The organism is Lentzea sp. NPDC060358, from assembly GCF_042725365.1.
GTDB lineage: Bacteria > Actinomycetota > Actinomycetes > Mycobacteriales > Pseudonocardiaceae > Lentzea.
In genome coordinates, this window is record NZ_JBHXCW010000189.1 from 1 (window position 1) to 15,613 (window position 15,613).

Consider the following 15,613-nt stretch of genomic DNA (forward strand, 5'->3'; position numbering starts at 1 on the left):
TATATAGCTCGGTCTGGGGGGCTCGGTGTTGTTTATACGAGACGGGCCGGACCCCGGGCGGCGCGGCGCCGCTGTTTCGCGAGTTCGCACTGGCTTCCCAGCGAACTCGCCGAAGTCTGCGGAGCAGCGACCAAAAGGTCAGTCCTCGACCCAGTCGAAGGTCTTCGACACGGCCTTCTTCCAGTTCTTGTACTCCGAGTCGCGGCGCTCGGAGTCCATCTGCGGCTCCCACTTCTTGTCCTCGGCCCAGTTCTCGCGGATGTCGTCCTCCGACTTCCAGAACCCGACCGCGAGACCGGCCGCGTAGGCGGCGCCCAGCGCGGTGGTCTCCGACACGACCGGCCTGATCACCGGCACACCGAGGATGTCCGCCTGGAACTGCATCAGCAGCTCGTTCACGACCATGCCGCCGTCGACCTTCAACGCGGTCAGGTCGACGCCCGAGTCGGCGTTCATCGCGTCGAGCACCTCCCGGGTCTGGAAGGCGGTCGCCTCCAGCACGGCCCGCGCGAGGTGGCCCTTGTTGACGAACCGGGTGAGGCCCACGATCGCGCCGCGGGCGTCGGACCGCCAGTAGGGCGCGAAGAGCCCCGAGAACGCCGGCACGAAGTACGCGCCGCCGTTGTCCTCCACGGACTTGGCGTGCTCCTCGATCTCGGCGGCCGACCCGATCATGCCGAGGTTGTCGCGCAGCCACTGCACCAGCGAGCCGGTGACGGCGATCGAGCCCTCGAGCGCGTAGACCGGCGCGGCATCACCGATCTTGTAGCAGATGGTGGTGAGCAACCCGTTCTCGCTCATCACCTTCTCGGTGCCGGTGTTGAGCAGCATGAAGTTGCCGGTGCCGTAGGTGTTCTTGGCCTCACCGGGCGAGAGGCAGGCCTGGCCGAACGTCGCCGCCTGCTGGTCGCCGAGGATGCCGGCGATCGGCACTCCGGCGAGCGCGCCGCGTTCGCGCACCTGGCCGTAGACCTCGGACGACGAGCGGATCTCCGGCAGCATCGACATCGGGATGCCCATGTCCTCGGCGATCGAGGAGTCCCACTGCAGCGTGTCGAGGTCCATCAGCATGGTGCGCGAGGCGTTCGTCGGGTCGGTGACGTGCACGCCGCCGCTCGTCCCGCCCGTCATGTTCCACAGCACCCACGTGTCCATGTTGCCGAACAGCAGGTCGCCCGCCTCGGCCTTCTCCCGCGCGCCCTCGACGTTGTCGAGGATCCAGCGGACCTTCGGCCCGGAGAAGTAGGTCGCGAGCGGCAGGCCGACCTTGGCCCGGTAGCGCTCCTGGCCGCCGCCGAGGTTGCCCAGCTCCGTGACGATCTTGTCGGTGCGGGTGTCCTGCCAGACGATCGCGTTGTAGACGGGTTCGCCGGTGTTCTTGTCCCACACCACCGCGGTCTCGCGCTGGTTGGTGATGCCGACGGCGACGATGTCCGAAGTGGACAGATCGGCCTTGGCGAGCGCGCCCGCGGCGACCTGGCGGGTGTTCTGCCAGACCTCCTTCGGGTCGTGCTCGACCCAGCCGGCCTTCGGGAAGATCTGCTCGTGCTCCTTCTGGTCGACCGACACCACCCGGCCCGAGTGGTCGAAGATCATGCAACGCGTCGACGTGGTGCCCTGGTCGATCGCGGCCACGTACTGGGTCATGCGAGAAGTCCTTTCAGACCGGGAGAACCAGGTAGAGCAACGCAGCCAGTGCGCCACCCACGAGCGGGCCCACGACGGGCACCCACGAGTAGCTCCAGTTGGCGTTGCCCTTGTTGCGGATCGGCATGAGGAAGGCGTAGGCGATGCGCGGACCGAGGTCGCGCGCCGGGTTGATGGCGTAGCCCGTCGGGCCACCGAGCGAGGTACCGATCACCAGGACGACGAACGCGACGGCGGCGTACCCGAGGGCCGAGTTGCCGAACGTCGGCACGCCGTCGACGGCCACCTTGGCGCCCGGCGACAGCAGGATCCACACCACCAGCACGAACGTGCCGATGATCTCGGAGACGAGGTTCCACGCCGCGTTGGGCACCGTGGGACCGGTGGAGAAGATGCCGAGCGTGTTCTGCGGCTCGTCGTGCGTGTCGAACTGGAGCTTGTAAGTCGCCCAGCAGAGCATCGCACCGATGACCGCGCCGACCATCTGTCCGAGGATGTAGACGGGAACGTCGCCCCACGGAGTCTTGTCCGCGATCGCGAGTCCCAGGGTGACGGCGGGGTTGAGGTGCGCCCCGCTCGGGTTGGCGATGCTGGCGCCCGTGAAGACGGCGAAGGCCCAGCCGACGTTGACGAACAGGAAACCGGTGCTGTTGCCGAGGGTGTCCTTGAGCACTTGGTTCGCGACTACACCGGTGCCCAGGAGGATGAGGACGGCGGTCCCCAGCATCTCCCAGACGAAGATCGAGCCTGCACTCATTGCCGACCTCCCGTGCTTTGCGGCCTGAGGAGAGCGCGCAACACCTGAGGTCAGGGCCGCGCCGCCCGCCTACAACGAGGTCGGACGCTATTACCGCGGTGATCGGTTGTCCATGCCAAGTGCCCGTGCATGGGCCGTTTTCAGGCCGTTGGGTCCTGGCGGGCCCGCCCATCGGCGAACGGGCGTTGCTGCAGGTAACGTGATCCGCGAGTCGTCACAGGGAGGCGCCTGTCGTGGCCACGCGAAGGAACCCAGCTGCAGCACCGCACACCCCCAGCGCTCCGCCGATCACCGGCAGGCTGGGCCCCGCCGAGCGCGAGGAGTCGTGGCAACGGCTGGAAAACGAGACGTTCGACCTCGTCGTGGTCGGCGGTGGTGTCGTCGGCGTCGGCGCGGCGCTCGACGCGGCCACGCGCGGCCTGCGGGTGGCGCTGGTCGAGGCCCGCGACCTGGCGTCCGGCACGTCCAGCCGGTCGTCCAAGCTCTTCCACGGCGGCCTGCGCTACCTGGAGCAGCTCGAGTTCGGGCTGGTCCGCGAGGCGCTGCGCGAACGCGAGCTCATGCTCACCCGCATCGCCCCGCACCTGGTGAAGCCCGTGCCGTTCCTCTACCCGCTGTCGAACCGGGTCTGGGAGCGCCCGTACACGGCGGCCGGCCTGTTCCTCTACGACACGATGGGCGGCGCCCGGTCCGTTCCCGGCCAGAAGCACCTCACCCGCGCGGGCGCGCTGCGGCTGGTCCCGGCGCTGAAGCGGGACGCGCTGATCGGCGGCATCCGCTACTACGACGCCCAGGCCGACGACGCCCGGCACACGATGATGGTCGGCCGCACCGCCGCCCACTACGGTGCCGTCGTGCGCACGTCGACGCAGGTCGTCGGCTTCCTGCGCGAGGCGGACCGGGTGTCCGGCGTGCGGGTGCGCGATGTGGAGGACGGCCGCGAGGTCGACGTGCGGGCGCACGCGGTGATCAACGCGACCGGCGTGTGGACCGACGAGCTGCAGCACCTGTCCGGCTCGCGCGGCCGGTTCCGGGTGCGCGCGTCGAAGGGCGTGCACATCGTCGTCCCCCGCGACCGGATCGTCGCCGAGTCCGGGATGATCCTGCGCACCGAGAAGTCCGTGCTGTTCGTGATCCCGTGGCGCAACCACTGGATCGTCGGCACCACCGACACGGACTGGAACCTCGACCTGGCGCACCCCGCGGCGACCAAGCACGACATCGACTACATCCTCGAGCACGTCAACTCGGTCCTCGCGACGCCGTTGACGCACGACGACATCGAGGGCGTCTACGCGGGCCTGCGGCCGTTGCTCGCGGGCGAGTCCGACTCGACGTCGAAGCTGTCGCGCGAGCACGCCGTGGCACGGGTGGCGCCCGGCCTGGTGGCGATCGCGGGCGGCAAGTACACGACGTACCGGGTGATGGGCGCGGACGCCGTCGACGCGGCGCACGTCGACCTGCCGGGCCGGATCCAGCCGTCGATCACGGACAAGGTGCCGCTCGTCGGCGCCGACGGCTACCACGCGCTGGTCAACCAGGCCGACCAGTTGGCGGCCAAGCACGGCCTGCACCCGTACCGCGTCCGGCACCTGCTCGACCGCTACGGCTCGCTCGTGCACGAGGTGCTGTCGCTGGCCGCGGACGACCAGGAACTGCTCAAGCCGATCCCGGCCTCCCCCGACTACCTGCAGGTGGAGGCGGTGTACGCGGCTTCGCACGAGGGCGCGATGCACCTGGAGGACGTGCTGACCAGGCGCACCCGCATCTCCATCGAGTACGCCCACCGCGGCGTCGACTCGGCGGAGGCGGTGGCGAGGCTGGTCGCGCCGGTGCTCGGCTGGGACGAGGACACGATCAAGCGCGAGGTCGAGGTCTACAACGCCCGCGTCGAGTCCGAGCGCACGTCGCAGACGAAGGCGGACGACCAGGCGGCGGACGCGGTCCGCGCGGCGGCCCCGGAAGCGCGTCCCCAGTTGACCGAACCGGTGACCTGACCACGGCGTGCCGATCCGCGAGGCCTGATCTTCCGCAGGCTCGGCCTCGCTGGCACACGGCACGACACCGCGCACGTGGAGCCGGTCCTGCTCTGAGCACGCGGAAGGCCCCCGGAACTGGTTCCGGGGGCCTTCCGGGACGGGTCAGGCCAGTGCGGCCAGCGCCGTGTGGACCATGACGCGGACGCCCACGAGGAGCGCGCGCTCGTCCAGGTCGAACGTCGGCTGGTGCAGGTCCCGCTGCTTCTCCACCCCGTTCCACACGCCGAGGCGCGCGAACGAACCGGGCACGTGCTCCAGGTACCAGCCGAAGTCCTCGCCGCCGGAGGACTGCTCGGTGCCGGCCAGCGCGTCGTCACCCAGGGCGGCCTCGATGCCCGCCCGCAGGATCTGCGTCGACTCGCGTTCGTTGACCACCGGCGGCACGCCGCGGCGGTGGTGCAGGTCGAAGCCGACGCCCGTGGGTGCCAGCAGCCCGGTGACCAGGTCCTTGACCAGCGGCTCCAGCTCGGCCCAGATGTCGCGGTCGCCGGTGCGCAGCGTGCCGCGCAGCAGGCCGTCCTGCGGCACCGCGTTGGGCGCCTCACCCGCGTGGACCGCGCCCCACACCAGGACGGTGCCGGAGCGGGGGTCGACGCGGCGCGACAGCATCGTCGGCAGGCCGGTGATGACCGTGCCGAGGGCGTGGACCAGGTCCGCGGTCAGGTGCGGGCGCGAGGTGTGGCCGCCCGGCGAGTTGAGCCGCAGTTCCAGCAGGTCGGAGGCCGACGTGATGGCGCCGATGCGGGTGCCCACGCGGCCGACCTGCAGGCGCGGGTCGCAGTGCAGGCCGAAGATGCGCTCCACGCCGTCGAGGCCGCCCGCCGCCAGCACGTCGAGCGCGCCGCCGGGCATGACCTCCTCCGCCGGCTGGAAGACCAGGCGGACGCGGCCGGGGAGCTCCGTGGCCGAGGCGAGCGCGAGGGCCGTGGCGAGCAGGATCGTCGTGTGGGCGTCGTGGCCGCACGCGTGCGACACCCCGTCCACAGTGGAACCGAACGGCAGGCCGGTGTTCTCGTGCAGCGGGAGGGCGTCCATGTCGGCGCGCAGGGCGACGCAGCGGGGGCCGCTGCCGATGTCGCAGACCATGCCCGTGCCGCCGGGGAGGATGCGCGGCTTGAGGCCGACCTCGCGCAGCAGCTTGGCCACCAGTTCGGTGGTGTTGTACTCGCGCCGGGAGAGCTCTGGGTGGGAGTGGATGTGGCGGCGCCAGGCGACGACGTCGGCGGCGTGCACCTTCAGCCAGTCGTCGAGCCACGCGGGGCCGCGACCGTCTCCGAGATCATCCACACCAGACATGCTCACCCCGGTGGGGCCGACGAGCATCTCAGGGGAAGTCTTCACAGTTGAGGGACCCGAGGGCCGGGAGTCCAGAACCGTCATGCCGCACCTCCGCGGGCCAGCAGCCGTGCGCGCTGCTGGGAATCGGTGGCTGTCGCGATCGTCGTCCAAGCCATGGCAAGTGCTCCGTCGAGGAGCGCACGGTCGGCCGACGCCGAGGCACAGGCGGTCGCGAACTCTTGTTGGTGGTTCACCGCGTCTCCGCAGTCGATGGCGATGGTCGGGTGGATGGCGGGCAACACTCGTGTCACGTTGCCCATGTCGGTGCTGCCGATCTTCTCCCGCTGCTCCTGCTCCGGCGAGAGGGGGCGTCGTCCCAGCTCGGTGGCCGCGCGCCGGTAGGCGTCGGCCAGCCACTGGTCGGGAGTCAGCTCGGCGTAGATCGGTGACACCTGCTCGACCTCATGGGTGCAGCCGGTCGCGAGCGCGCCGGCTCTGAAGCAGTCCCGGATCCGGTTCTCCAGACGCTGCAACGATTCCAGGTTCTCCGCCCTCACGTCGAACATCGCCGACGCGCGGGCGGGTATTACGTTCGGCACGGTACCGCCGTGGGTGACGATGCCGCTCACCATCTGGCCGGGCTCGAAGTGCTGCCGCAGCAGGCTGATCGACAGCTGCGCGATCGTGACCGCGTCCGCGGCGTTGACGCCCAGGTGGGGCGCGGCGGCCGCGTGCGACGGCTTGCCCGTGTAGTGCACCTTCAGGTCGGTGATGGCCAGCGACTTCGCGGCGCACGACTCGTACGGCGCCGGGTGCACCATCATCGAGAGCGAGACGTCGTCGAACACGCCCCGTTCCAGCATGAGCACCTTGCCGCCGCCGACCTCTTCGGCCGGCGTGCCGATCACCTTCACGGTGACACCCAGCTGGTCGGCGACGTCACGCAGGGCGAGACCGGCGCCGACGGAGGCGGCGGCGATGACGTTGTGACCGCACGCGTGCCCGACTTCGGGCAGAGCGTCGTACTCGGCACACAGCGCCAGCACCAGCTCGCCGTCGCCGAAGGTGGCGACGAAGGCCGTGTCCAGTCCAGCGACACCGCGCTCGACCTCGAAACCCTCCCCGACCAGCAACGACGTGATCTTCTCGACGCTGCGGTGCTCCTCGAAGGCCAGCTCTGGTTCGGCGTGGATCGAGTGCGAGAGGTCCAGCAGGGCATCCGAGTACCGCTCGACGGCCGAGCGCGTGCTGATCTTCAAGTCGGTACCCATTGCCACCATCCTGCATCACCACCTGGAGGACGCGGCGCGCTGATGATGATCAATCGGACGGCCGGTCGCAGCGCTGCGCCGAGCGGCGAGCGAGTTTCGGTCTGACCGATCAACGATGACGCAAAGGGTCGAGAGCCACGCTTAACTTTGACTATTACGTCCCATCAGATGGGAAGAACCGTCTCAGCCGGACTCAGCCCTTCTTGGCCTTGCGCTCCTTGCGCCACACGGCCCACCGCTTCTTGTTGCGGTAGTAGACCAGCACGAACAGCAACACGGCGATGCCGCCCATCCACAGCTTGCGCTTGGTCTCCGCCCGCTCTTCCGGAGACGGCTCCTGCGGCGCGTTCACGCTGGGAGCCGGGTTCACCGCTGTCGTCTGCTGCGCGGCCAACGGCGCGTTCACGGCCTCTTGCGCGGACGCCACACCGGCGATCCCGACAACGCTCATCAGCGCGAACACGCAGGCCAGCAGCAACCTCGACATGGCCTGAACTCTACCTCGAATACCACGTTCGATGGTCACCCAAACTAGTTAAGCGCCTACCGAGAGTCCGATCGAAACGCCCTCAGAATCTGCTCGGCGGCGAGGGTGGCGGTGAGCTCCCCCGACCGCACCTTCTCCACCACGGAGGGGGTCAGCGACCGCACGGCGGCGCTCTCGCGGACCTGCCGGCGCAGTTCGTCGTGGACCATCATCCAGGTCCAGTCGACCTGCTGGCGGCGCCGCCGTTCGTCCAGCTCGCCGGCGCCCTCCAGGGTCCGCCGGTGTTCCAGCACGCGGGACCAGAGCTCGTCGAGACCGGCTCCGGTGAGGCCGGAGCAGGTGAGCACCGGCGGGTGCCACACCGCGTCCGGCGGGCGCAGCAGCCGGAGCGCCCCGGCCAGTTCGCGGGCCGCCTTGCGGGCGTCCAGCTCGTGCTCGCCGTCGGCCTTGTTGACCGCGATGACGTCCGCGAGCTCGAGGATGCCCTTCTTGATGCCCTGGAGCTGGTCGCCGGTGCGCGCGAGCGTCAGGAACAGCGAGCAGTCCGTCATGTTCGCCACGGCGACCTCGGACTGCCCGACGCCGACGGTCTCGACCAGCACGACGTCGAACCCGGCCGCCTCGACCAGCACGATCGTCTCGCGGGTGGCCTGCGCGACGCCGCCGAGCGTGCCGGAGGTCGGAGACGGCCGGATGAACGCGTTCTCGTTCACCGACAGCCGCTGCATGCGCGTCTTGTCGCCCAGGATGCTGCCGCCGGTGCGGGTGGACGACGGGTCGACGGCGAGCACCGCGACCCGGTGGCCCTGCTCGGTCAGCGCGGTGCCGAGGGCGTCGATGAACGTCGACTTGCCCACGCCGGGCACGCCGGTGATGCCGACGCGGATCGCGTCGCCCGACTTCGGCAGCAGCTCGACGAGCAGTTCCTGGGCTTTGGCCCGGTGGTCGGCGCGCGTCGACTCGACCAGCGTGATCGCCCGCGCGAGCACGCCCCGGTTGCCGCCGAGCACGCCCTTCGCGTACTCGGCGACGTCGATCTGCCTAGGCATCGTGGCCGAGTTGACCCGCGAGCTTCACCAGCAGGTCCTTCGCCGCGTCCGCGATCACCGTGCCGGGCGGGAAGATCGCCGCGGCACCCGCCTCGTACAGCTCGGCGAAGTCCTGCGGCGGGATCACGCCGCCGACGACGATCATGATGTCCTCGCGGCCGAGGTCGGCGAGCGCCTGCTTGAGTGCGGGGACCAGGGTGAGGTGCCCGGCTGCCAGTGAGGAGACGCCGACGATGTGCACGTCGGCTTCGGTGGCCTGGCGGGCGACTTCGTCCGGTGTTTGGAACAGGGGGCCGACGTCGACGTCGAAGCCGAGGTCGGCGAAGGCGGTGGCGATGACTTTCTGGCCGCGGTCGTGGCCGTCCTGTCCCATTTTGGCGACGAGGATGCGGGGGCGGCGGCCTTCGTGTTCGGAGAAGGTCTCGACGACCTCACGGCAGGCGTCCACGTTGGACACTGGGCCGACCTCCTGCCGGTAGACGCCGGTGATGGTGCGGATCTGCGCGGAGTGGCGGCCCCAGACCTTGCCGAGCGACTCGGAGATCTCGCCGACGGTGGCCTTGGCGCGGGCGGCGTCGATCGCCAGCTCCAGCAGGTTCCCCCCACCGCCGGCGGCCCTGGTGAGCGCGTCGAGCGCACTGTCCACAGAGGACTGGTCGCGTTCTTCCCTCAACCGGCGGAGTTTGTCGAGCTGCTGGGCGCGCACCCCGGCGTTGTCGACCTTGAGGACGTCGATCTGCTCGTCGTCGGTCACCCGGTACTTGTTGACCCCGATCACCGGCTGACGGCCGGAGTCGATGCGGGCCTGGGTGCGGGCCGCGGCTTCCTCGATGCGCAGCTTGGGAATGCCCTCGTCGATCGCACGGGCCATACCGCCGGCCTTCTCGACCTCGGTGATGTGCTCCCACGCCTTGCCCGCAAGCTCATACGTCAGACGCTCGACATACGCACTGCCACCCCACGGGTCGATCACACGCGTCGTGCCGGACTCCTGCTGCAGCAGCAGCTGGGTGTTGCGGGCGATACGCGCGGAGAAGTCCGTGGGGAGGGCGAGGGCTTCGTCGAGTGCGTTGGTGTGCAACGACTGCGTGTGCCCCTGCGTCGCGGCCATCGCTTCGACGCAGGTGCGGGCGACGTTGTTGAACACGTCCTGAGCGGTGAGGCTCCAGCCGGACGTCTGGCAGTGGGTGCGCAGGCTCAGCGATTTCGGTGACGTGGGTTCGAAGTCGTTGACGAGCTTGGCCCACAGCAGACGGGCGGCGCGCATCTTGGCGATCTCCATGAAGTAGTTCATGCCGATCGCCCAGAAGAAGCTCAACCGCGGTGCGAACCGGTCCACGTCCAAGCCCGCCGCCTTGCCCGCGCGGATGTACTCGACGCCGTCGGCGAGGGTGTAGGCGAGTTCGAGGTCGGCTGTCGCGCCGGCTTCCTGCATGTGGTAGCCGGAGATGGAGATGGAGTTGAACTTCGGCATGTGCTGGGAGGTGTAGGAGAAGATGTCGGAGATGATCCGCATCGACTGCGCCGGCGGGTAGATGTAGGTGTTGCGGACCATGAACTCCTTGAGGATGTCGTTCTGGATGGTCCCCATGAGCTGCTCCGGCTTCACCCCCTGCTCCTCCGCCGCCACCACGAACAACGCCAGGATCGGCAGCACCGCGCCGTTCATCGTCATCGACACCGACATCCTGTCCAGCGGAATCCCGTCGAACAGGGTGCGCATGTCGTAGATCGAGTCGATCGCCACCCCGGCCATGCCCACATCACCCGCGACACGCGGGTGGTCGGAGTCGTAACCGCGGTGCGTGGCCAGGTCGAACGCGACACTGAGCCCCTTCTGCCCGGCCGCGAGGTTGCGCCGGTAGAAAGCGTTCGACTCCTCCGCCGTCGAGAACCCCGCGTACTGACGCACCGTCCACGGCTGGTTCACATACATCGTCGGATACGGGCCACGCAGAAACGGCGCCACACCGGGAAAGGTCTCCAGGAAATCCAGACCGTCGATGTCCTGCGGCCCGTACACCGGCTTGACCGCGATCCCCTCCGGCGTCTCCCACACCGGCAGATCGGCCTCGTACTCCGCCGACGGCAGCGGGCCGAGGTCGACGTCCGCGAAGTTGGGGATCATCGCTCCACTCCCAGGTGCTGGTAGGTGCTGGTGAGGATCTCCAGCGCGGGGCAGCCGGCGTAGACCTGGCCGTCGACGTCCGCGTCGGTCTTCTTGCCGGCCAGGAGCACCCGCTCGGCGCCGGCGTCGCGCAACGCCCGGACGGTCGCCACCGCCTGGTCGGAGTAGCTGGACTCGCTGCCGCACAGGACCGCGATCCTGGCTCCCGACTCCGCGAACCTGGCCGCGACCTCGTCCGGGGACTTCGTCGGGCCCGCGTCCGGGGTGGCGAAGCCGCCCGCGTTGAAGAGGTTGGCGGCGAAGGTCGCCCGCGCGGTGTGCGCGGCCACCGGACCGAGCGTGGCCAGGAAGACCCGCGGCCGTTCCGGCTGGGCGTCGGCGAGGTCGCGCAACTCCTCGAAGGCCTGTGCATAACGCACCCGCGGCAGCCCGAAACTGTCAGACCCGCTTGAGACACTTGGGATGGGGGGTGGATCCCCCCAGGGGGCCCGCGAATCTGCATCGATCCCGGAGCCGGGAACCGCCTCGGGAACGCCAGCGGCAGCGGACTCGGAAACCCCAGCGGCGGCGGCCTCGGGAGTCGCAGCGGCGGCGGCCTTGGGAACCCCAGCCGCAGCAGCGTCGGGAGTCCCAGCCGCAGCCGCCTCGGGAACGCCAGCAGCAGCCACCTCAGGAACCCCAACGGCAGCCACCTCGGAAACCCCAGCGGCGGCGGCCTTGGGAACACCAGCTGCGGCCGCCTCGGGAGTCCCAGCCGCAGCCGCCTCGGGAACACCAGCTGCGGCCGCCTCGGGAGTCCCAGCCGCAGCCGCCTCAGGAACCCCAGCCGCAGCCACCTCAGGAACCCCAGCAGCCACCGCAGGAACAGGGGCGCGGACCACGGGCTTCTCGCCCAGGTTCGGGAACTCGCTCACCCCGGTGATCGGGTCGCTCCGGTCCGCCAGCCGGGCCGACCGCGCGGCCCAGGTCCCGGCGATCCGCGCGCGGACCAGCTCACTCGCGGCGGGCAGGCCCCCGGCCCGTTCCAGCTCCTGGAACCAGGTCCAGGCCGACGCCGCCAGCTGCTCGGTCAGCTGTTCCACGTACCAGGAGCCGGCGGCGGGGTCGATCACCTCGCCGAGGTGCGACTCCTCCAGCAGCAGGTTCTGCGTGTTGCGGGCGATCCGGCGCGCGAACTCGTCCGGCAGCCCGATGGCCGCGTCGAACGGCTGCACCGTCACCGCGTCGGCGCCGCCGAGGCCCGCGGACAGGCAGGCCACGGTCGTGCGCAGCATGTTCACCCACGGGTCGCGGCGGGTCATCATCGCCGACGACGTCACCGCGTGCTGCACCTGCACGGCGCCGGGCACGCCGGACACCTCGGCCACCCGCGCCCACAGCCGGCGGGCGGCGCGCAGTTTCGCGATCGTCGTGAACTGGTCGGCCGTCGCCGCGTAGCGGAACTCCAGCTGCGCGAACGCGTCGGCGTCGGACAGGCCGGCGGAGGTCAGGGCGCGCAGGTACGAGACGGCCAGCGCCAGCGACGCGCCGAGCTCCTCGGTGTCGGAGCCGCCCGCGTCGTGGAACGGCAGCGCGTCCACCACGACCGTGCGCAGCGACGGGAACGTCGAGGTGGCCTGCCTGATCACGTCCAGGGCTTCACCCGAAGGGGTCAGCCCGAGGTTGCCGCGGACGTCGGTGGCGAGCACCGGCGCCTGGTCGTAGATCCGCAGCATCGCGCGGGCCGCGTCCACCGAACCGTCGAGCACGATCGGCGCGAGGTCCAGCAGGACGCCGTCGAGCAGGCGTTCCAGCGACGGCGCGGGCACGGCCAGCCAGAGCGACGTGACGCCGCCCTCCAGGTCGTTCATCACCGCGACCGGGTCGGGCACGGAGTGCCGCTGGCGGACGTCCCAGCCCTGCTTCGCCGGCACGAGGGCGTACGGCGGGAGGGCGTCGTCGCGGGTGTAGAGCGGCTGGAGCTCGATCCCGTCGTAGGTCCGCGTGACCAGTGAGTCGTAGCTCGCGCCGGTCTTGCTCAGGACGGCGTCGACCAGCTCACGCCACTGTTCCCTCGACGCCGAGGGGAACTCGTTCGGGCGGAATTCGGCGGGCAAGGCCAACTCCATCATGCGTTGCAGTGTCGCCGAGCGGTACCGGCACGGCTATGTGAGGTTCACCGCCGTTAACGATGCAGTGAACCCGCCCCGAGTCTCTCAGGAATGATGAACCGGTGGAGAACGGTGACCAGGAGCGCTTGATCGCGGGCAGATATCGACTGCTGCACCAGCTCGGTCAGGGCTCGATGGGCACCGTCTGGGCCGCTCACGACGAGGTGCTGCGGCGCCAGGTCGCGGTCAAGGAGATCCTGCGCCCGCCCGGCATGACCGACGTGGCCGCGGACGACCTGCGGGAACGGACGATGCGCGAGGCCCGCGCCGTCGCCGCGCTCTCCCACCCGAACCTCGTGACGCTCTACGACGTCGTCCAGCACGAGGGCGACCCGTGCGTCGTGATGGAACTGGTGCCGTCGCGCAGCCTCGGCGAGGTGCTGCAGGAGCAGGGCTGCCTCACCGAGAAGCAGGGCGCCGCGGTGCTCGACGCGGTCGCGGCGGCGCTGGCGGCCGCGCACCGGGCGGGGATCACGCACCGGGACGTGAAGCCCGGCAACGTGCTGATCGCCGATGACGGCCGGGTGAAGCTGACCGACTTCGGCATCGCGCGCAACGTCGCCGAGGCCACCATGACCGCCCGCGGCATCACGCTCGGCACGCCCGCCTACATCGCGCCCGAGGTGGCGCAGGGCGGCGACGTGTCGGAGGCCGCCGACCGCTGGTCGCTCGGCGCGACGATGTGGGCGGCGATGGCCGGCGAGCCGCCGTACGTGGGCAAGAACGTCATGCAGACCATCAACGCGGTGATCAACGGCGACGTGCCGGTGCCGGCGGGCGCGGGCAGGCTCGCGCCGGTGATCAGCGGGCTGATGCGCAAGGACGCCGCGGACCGGCTGCCGCTCGTCGAGGTGCGCAAGCAGGTCTACCCGCTGCTGCCCGAACCCGGCACGGACGCGTTCGAGGTGCGCGAGTCGGTGCGGCTGCCGGTGGTCGTGCGGCCCAAGCCGAAGATCGAACCGGACGCGCCGCTGGCCGACGACCCCGGCCCGCTGCCGTTCCTGGTCACCGAGCCGCTGCCGCCCCGCGAACGCGGCCGGGTCGCCTCCGCGCTCGTGCTGGTCGCGGCGGTGCTGCTGTTCGTGGCGGGCTCCGGTGGCGGGTTCGCGCTGACCAGGCTGGCCGCGGGCGAGTCGCTGCTGCCGCCGGCCCGGCAGACGACGCAGTCGCTGCCGACCCTGCCCACGTCGGCGCCGCTCGAGCCCAGGACCGCGTCCGCGGTGAGCGCGATCGGCGACCAGGGCGGCAAGTTCACGCTGAACGTCGACCAGAGCTGGACGTCCTACACCGAGCAGCGCGCCGCGGACACGCGGCTGCCCCCGTCGGCGGTGGTGCACTTCGTGTCGGGCAGCGGCGCGTACGAGGCGGCCGTGCACCGGTTCCCGGACTTCTACCCGAAGCGCGACATCAAGGTGTACTTCTCCGGCGTGCAGGCCCGGTGGCCCGGCCGGTTCTTCGGCGGCGAGCGGGTGCCGACGCCCAACCTCGCCGGGCCGCGGTTCGAGGACAGCGTCCAGTTCATCTACCGCACGGTCGAGGGCGACGAGCCCACCACGTTGCGGCGGTCGCACTTCTCCCGCGTGCTCCCCTACGGCAACGACCTGTGGGTCGTCGAGGTGGTCGTCCCCACGGAGCAGGAGGACGAGGCGAGGGCGCGCCTGTTCGACGCGATCGCCTCGACGTTCGCCCCGGTTTAACATCTGCCGGTGACTCCAGAAGAGCTGGCCGGCAAGGCCGCGGAAGAGATCCAGAGCCGCACCGGCATCGACAAGCACGACATCGCCATCGTGCTCGGCTCCGGCTGGCGGCCCGCCGCCGACGTGATCGGCGAGCCGGTCAGCGAGATCGGCGTGGGCGAACTGACGGGCTTCGAGGCGCCGACCGCGCTCGGCCACGGCGGCACCATCCGTTCCGTCGAGGTGGGCGGCAAGAAGGTCCTCGTCGTCCTCGGCCGCACCCACGGCTACGAGGGCAAGGGCGTGCAGAAGGTCGTGCACGGCGTGCGCACCGCCGCCGCCGCGGGCGTGTCGACGGTCGTGCTGACCAACGCTGCCGGTGGCCTGCGCCAGGGCATGTCCGTCGGGCAGCCGGTGCTGATCTCCGACCACCTCAACCTGACCTCGCTGTCGCCGCTGGTCGGCGCGCGGTTCGTGGACCTCACGGACCTGTACTCGCCGCGGTTGCGCGCGCTCGCGCAGGAGATCGACTCCTCGCTGGAGGAGGGCGTGTACGCGGGTCTGCCGGGCCCGCACTTCGAGACGCCCGCCGAGATCCGGATGCTGCGCACGATGGGTGCCGACCTGGTCGGCATGTCGACCGTGCACGAGGCCATCGCCGCGCGGGCCGAGGGCGTCGAGGTGTTCGGGCTGTCGCTCGTCACGAACCTCGCCGCGGGCATCACCGGTGAGCCGCTGAACCACCAGGAGGTGCTCGACGCCGGCGCCGCCGCGGCCGAGCGCATGGGCACGCTGCTGCGCGAGCTGGTGGACCGCGCATGAGCCTGACGCCGGCACTGCGTGACGCGACGTTCCGGTGGATCGCTGACGACCCCTCCTCCGCCACCCGCGAGGAGCTGCAGGGGGTTCTCGCGCGGGCGATGGGCGGCGACCCCGCCGCGCTCGAGGACCTCCGGGACCGCATGGCCGGGCCGCTCACGTTCGGCACCGCCGGGTTGCGCGGGCCGGTGCGGGCCGGCACGAACGGCATGAACGTCGCCACCGTCGTCCGCGCGACCGCCGGGCTGGCGGCGTGGCTGCGGACGCCCGGTGTGGTCTTCGTCGGCCGCGACGCCCGGCACGGGTCGGAGG

Annotated in this window: 11 protein-coding genes and 1 pseudogene; 4 read left to right on the forward strand and 8 right to left on the reverse strand. The window is 70.6% G+C overall.

The genetic code is table 11. The features are described 5' to 3' along the window. Positions 1–138 precede the first annotated feature (138 nt). Positions 139–1,647, reverse strand: coding sequence for a glycerol kinase GlpK (gene glpK / locus ACFWGZ_RS30515; protein WP_382455039.1), 1,509 nt, complete (start codon positions 1,645–1,647; stop codon positions 139–141). A 13-nt stretch (positions 1,648–1,660) separates the two neighbouring features. Continuing rightward, complete coding sequence (locus ACFWGZ_RS30520) at positions 1,661–2,404, reverse strand: MIP/aquaporin family protein (RefSeq protein WP_382455040.1); 744 nt, start codon at positions 2,402–2,404, stop codon at positions 1,661–1,663. A gap of 287 nt (positions 2,405–2,691) precedes the next feature. On the opposite strand from ACFWGZ_RS30520, the gene ACFWGZ_RS30525 reads away from it, so the two are divergent. Next, positions 2,692–4,401 carry a glycerol-3-phosphate dehydrogenase/oxidase gene (locus ACFWGZ_RS30525; RefSeq protein WP_382455049.1) on the forward strand — a complete coding sequence of 570 codons (1,710 nt, stop codon included), beginning with the start codon at positions 2,692–2,694 and terminating at the stop codon, positions 4,399–4,401. Positions 4,402–4,545: 144 nt separating this feature from the next. Here the strand turns inward: ACFWGZ_RS30525 and ACFWGZ_RS30530 are convergent, their stop codons facing one another. The 6 genes from ACFWGZ_RS30530 to ACFWGZ_RS30555 form a co-directional block, all read right to left on the reverse strand. Beyond that, entirely contained in the window at positions 4,546–5,823 is a 1,278-nt protein-coding gene (locus tag ACFWGZ_RS30530) for an amidohydrolase (RefSeq protein WP_382455041.1), read from the reverse strand. Next, entirely contained in the window at positions 5,820–6,992 is a 1,173-nt protein-coding gene (locus tag ACFWGZ_RS30535; RefSeq protein ID WP_382455042.1) for a M20 family metallopeptidase, read from the reverse strand. Before ACFWGZ_RS30535 ends, ACFWGZ_RS30530 begins: the two co-directional genes overlap by 4 nt. A 193-nt stretch (positions 6,993–7,185) precedes the next feature. After that, entirely contained in the window at positions 7,186–7,479 is a 294-nt protein-coding gene (locus tag ACFWGZ_RS30540) for a hypothetical protein (RefSeq protein WP_382455043.1), read from the reverse strand. A 56-nt stretch (positions 7,480–7,535) separates the two neighbouring features. Continuing rightward, on the reverse strand, positions 7,536–8,528 hold the full coding sequence (gene meaB, locus ACFWGZ_RS30545) for a methylmalonyl Co-A mutase-associated GTPase MeaB (RefSeq protein WP_382455044.1): 993 nt from the start codon (positions 8,526–8,528) through the stop codon (positions 7,536–7,538). Next, positions 8,521–10,656: a methylmalonyl-CoA mutase gene (scpA, locus tag ACFWGZ_RS30550; protein WP_382455045.1), complete on the reverse strand. Its 2,136-nt coding sequence runs from the start codon at positions 10,654–10,656 to the stop codon at positions 8,521–8,523. The genes meaB and scpA overlap by 8 nt, the downstream gene beginning before the upstream one ends. Beyond that, positions 10,653–12,767 carry a methylmalonyl-CoA mutase family protein gene (locus ACFWGZ_RS30555; RefSeq protein ID WP_382455046.1) on the reverse strand — a complete coding sequence of 705 codons (2,115 nt, stop codon included), beginning with the start codon at positions 12,765–12,767 and terminating at the stop codon, positions 10,653–10,655. The genes scpA and ACFWGZ_RS30555 overlap by 4 nt, the downstream gene beginning before the upstream one ends. Positions 12,768–12,868: 101 nt before the next feature. Here ACFWGZ_RS30555 and ACFWGZ_RS30560 point away from each other — a divergent pair, with 101 nt between their 5' ends. The 3 genes and pseudogenes from ACFWGZ_RS30560 to ACFWGZ_RS30570 form a co-directional block, all read left to right on the forward strand. Further along, positions 12,869–14,503, forward strand: a complete 1,635-nt coding sequence (locus tag ACFWGZ_RS30560) for a serine/threonine-protein kinase (RefSeq protein WP_382455047.1) — start codon at positions 12,869–12,871, stop codon at positions 14,501–14,503. Positions 14,504–14,512: 9 nt separating this feature from the next. After that, a complete protein-coding gene (locus ACFWGZ_RS30565) occupies positions 14,513–15,304 on the forward strand; it encodes a purine-nucleoside phosphorylase (protein ID WP_382455048.1) in 792 nt (263 codons plus the stop codon). After that, positions 15,301–15,613, forward strand: a pseudogene (locus ACFWGZ_RS30570) (phospho-sugar mutase); the annotation flags it as partial. The gene ACFWGZ_RS30565 and the pseudogene ACFWGZ_RS30570, both read left to right, overlap by 4 nt.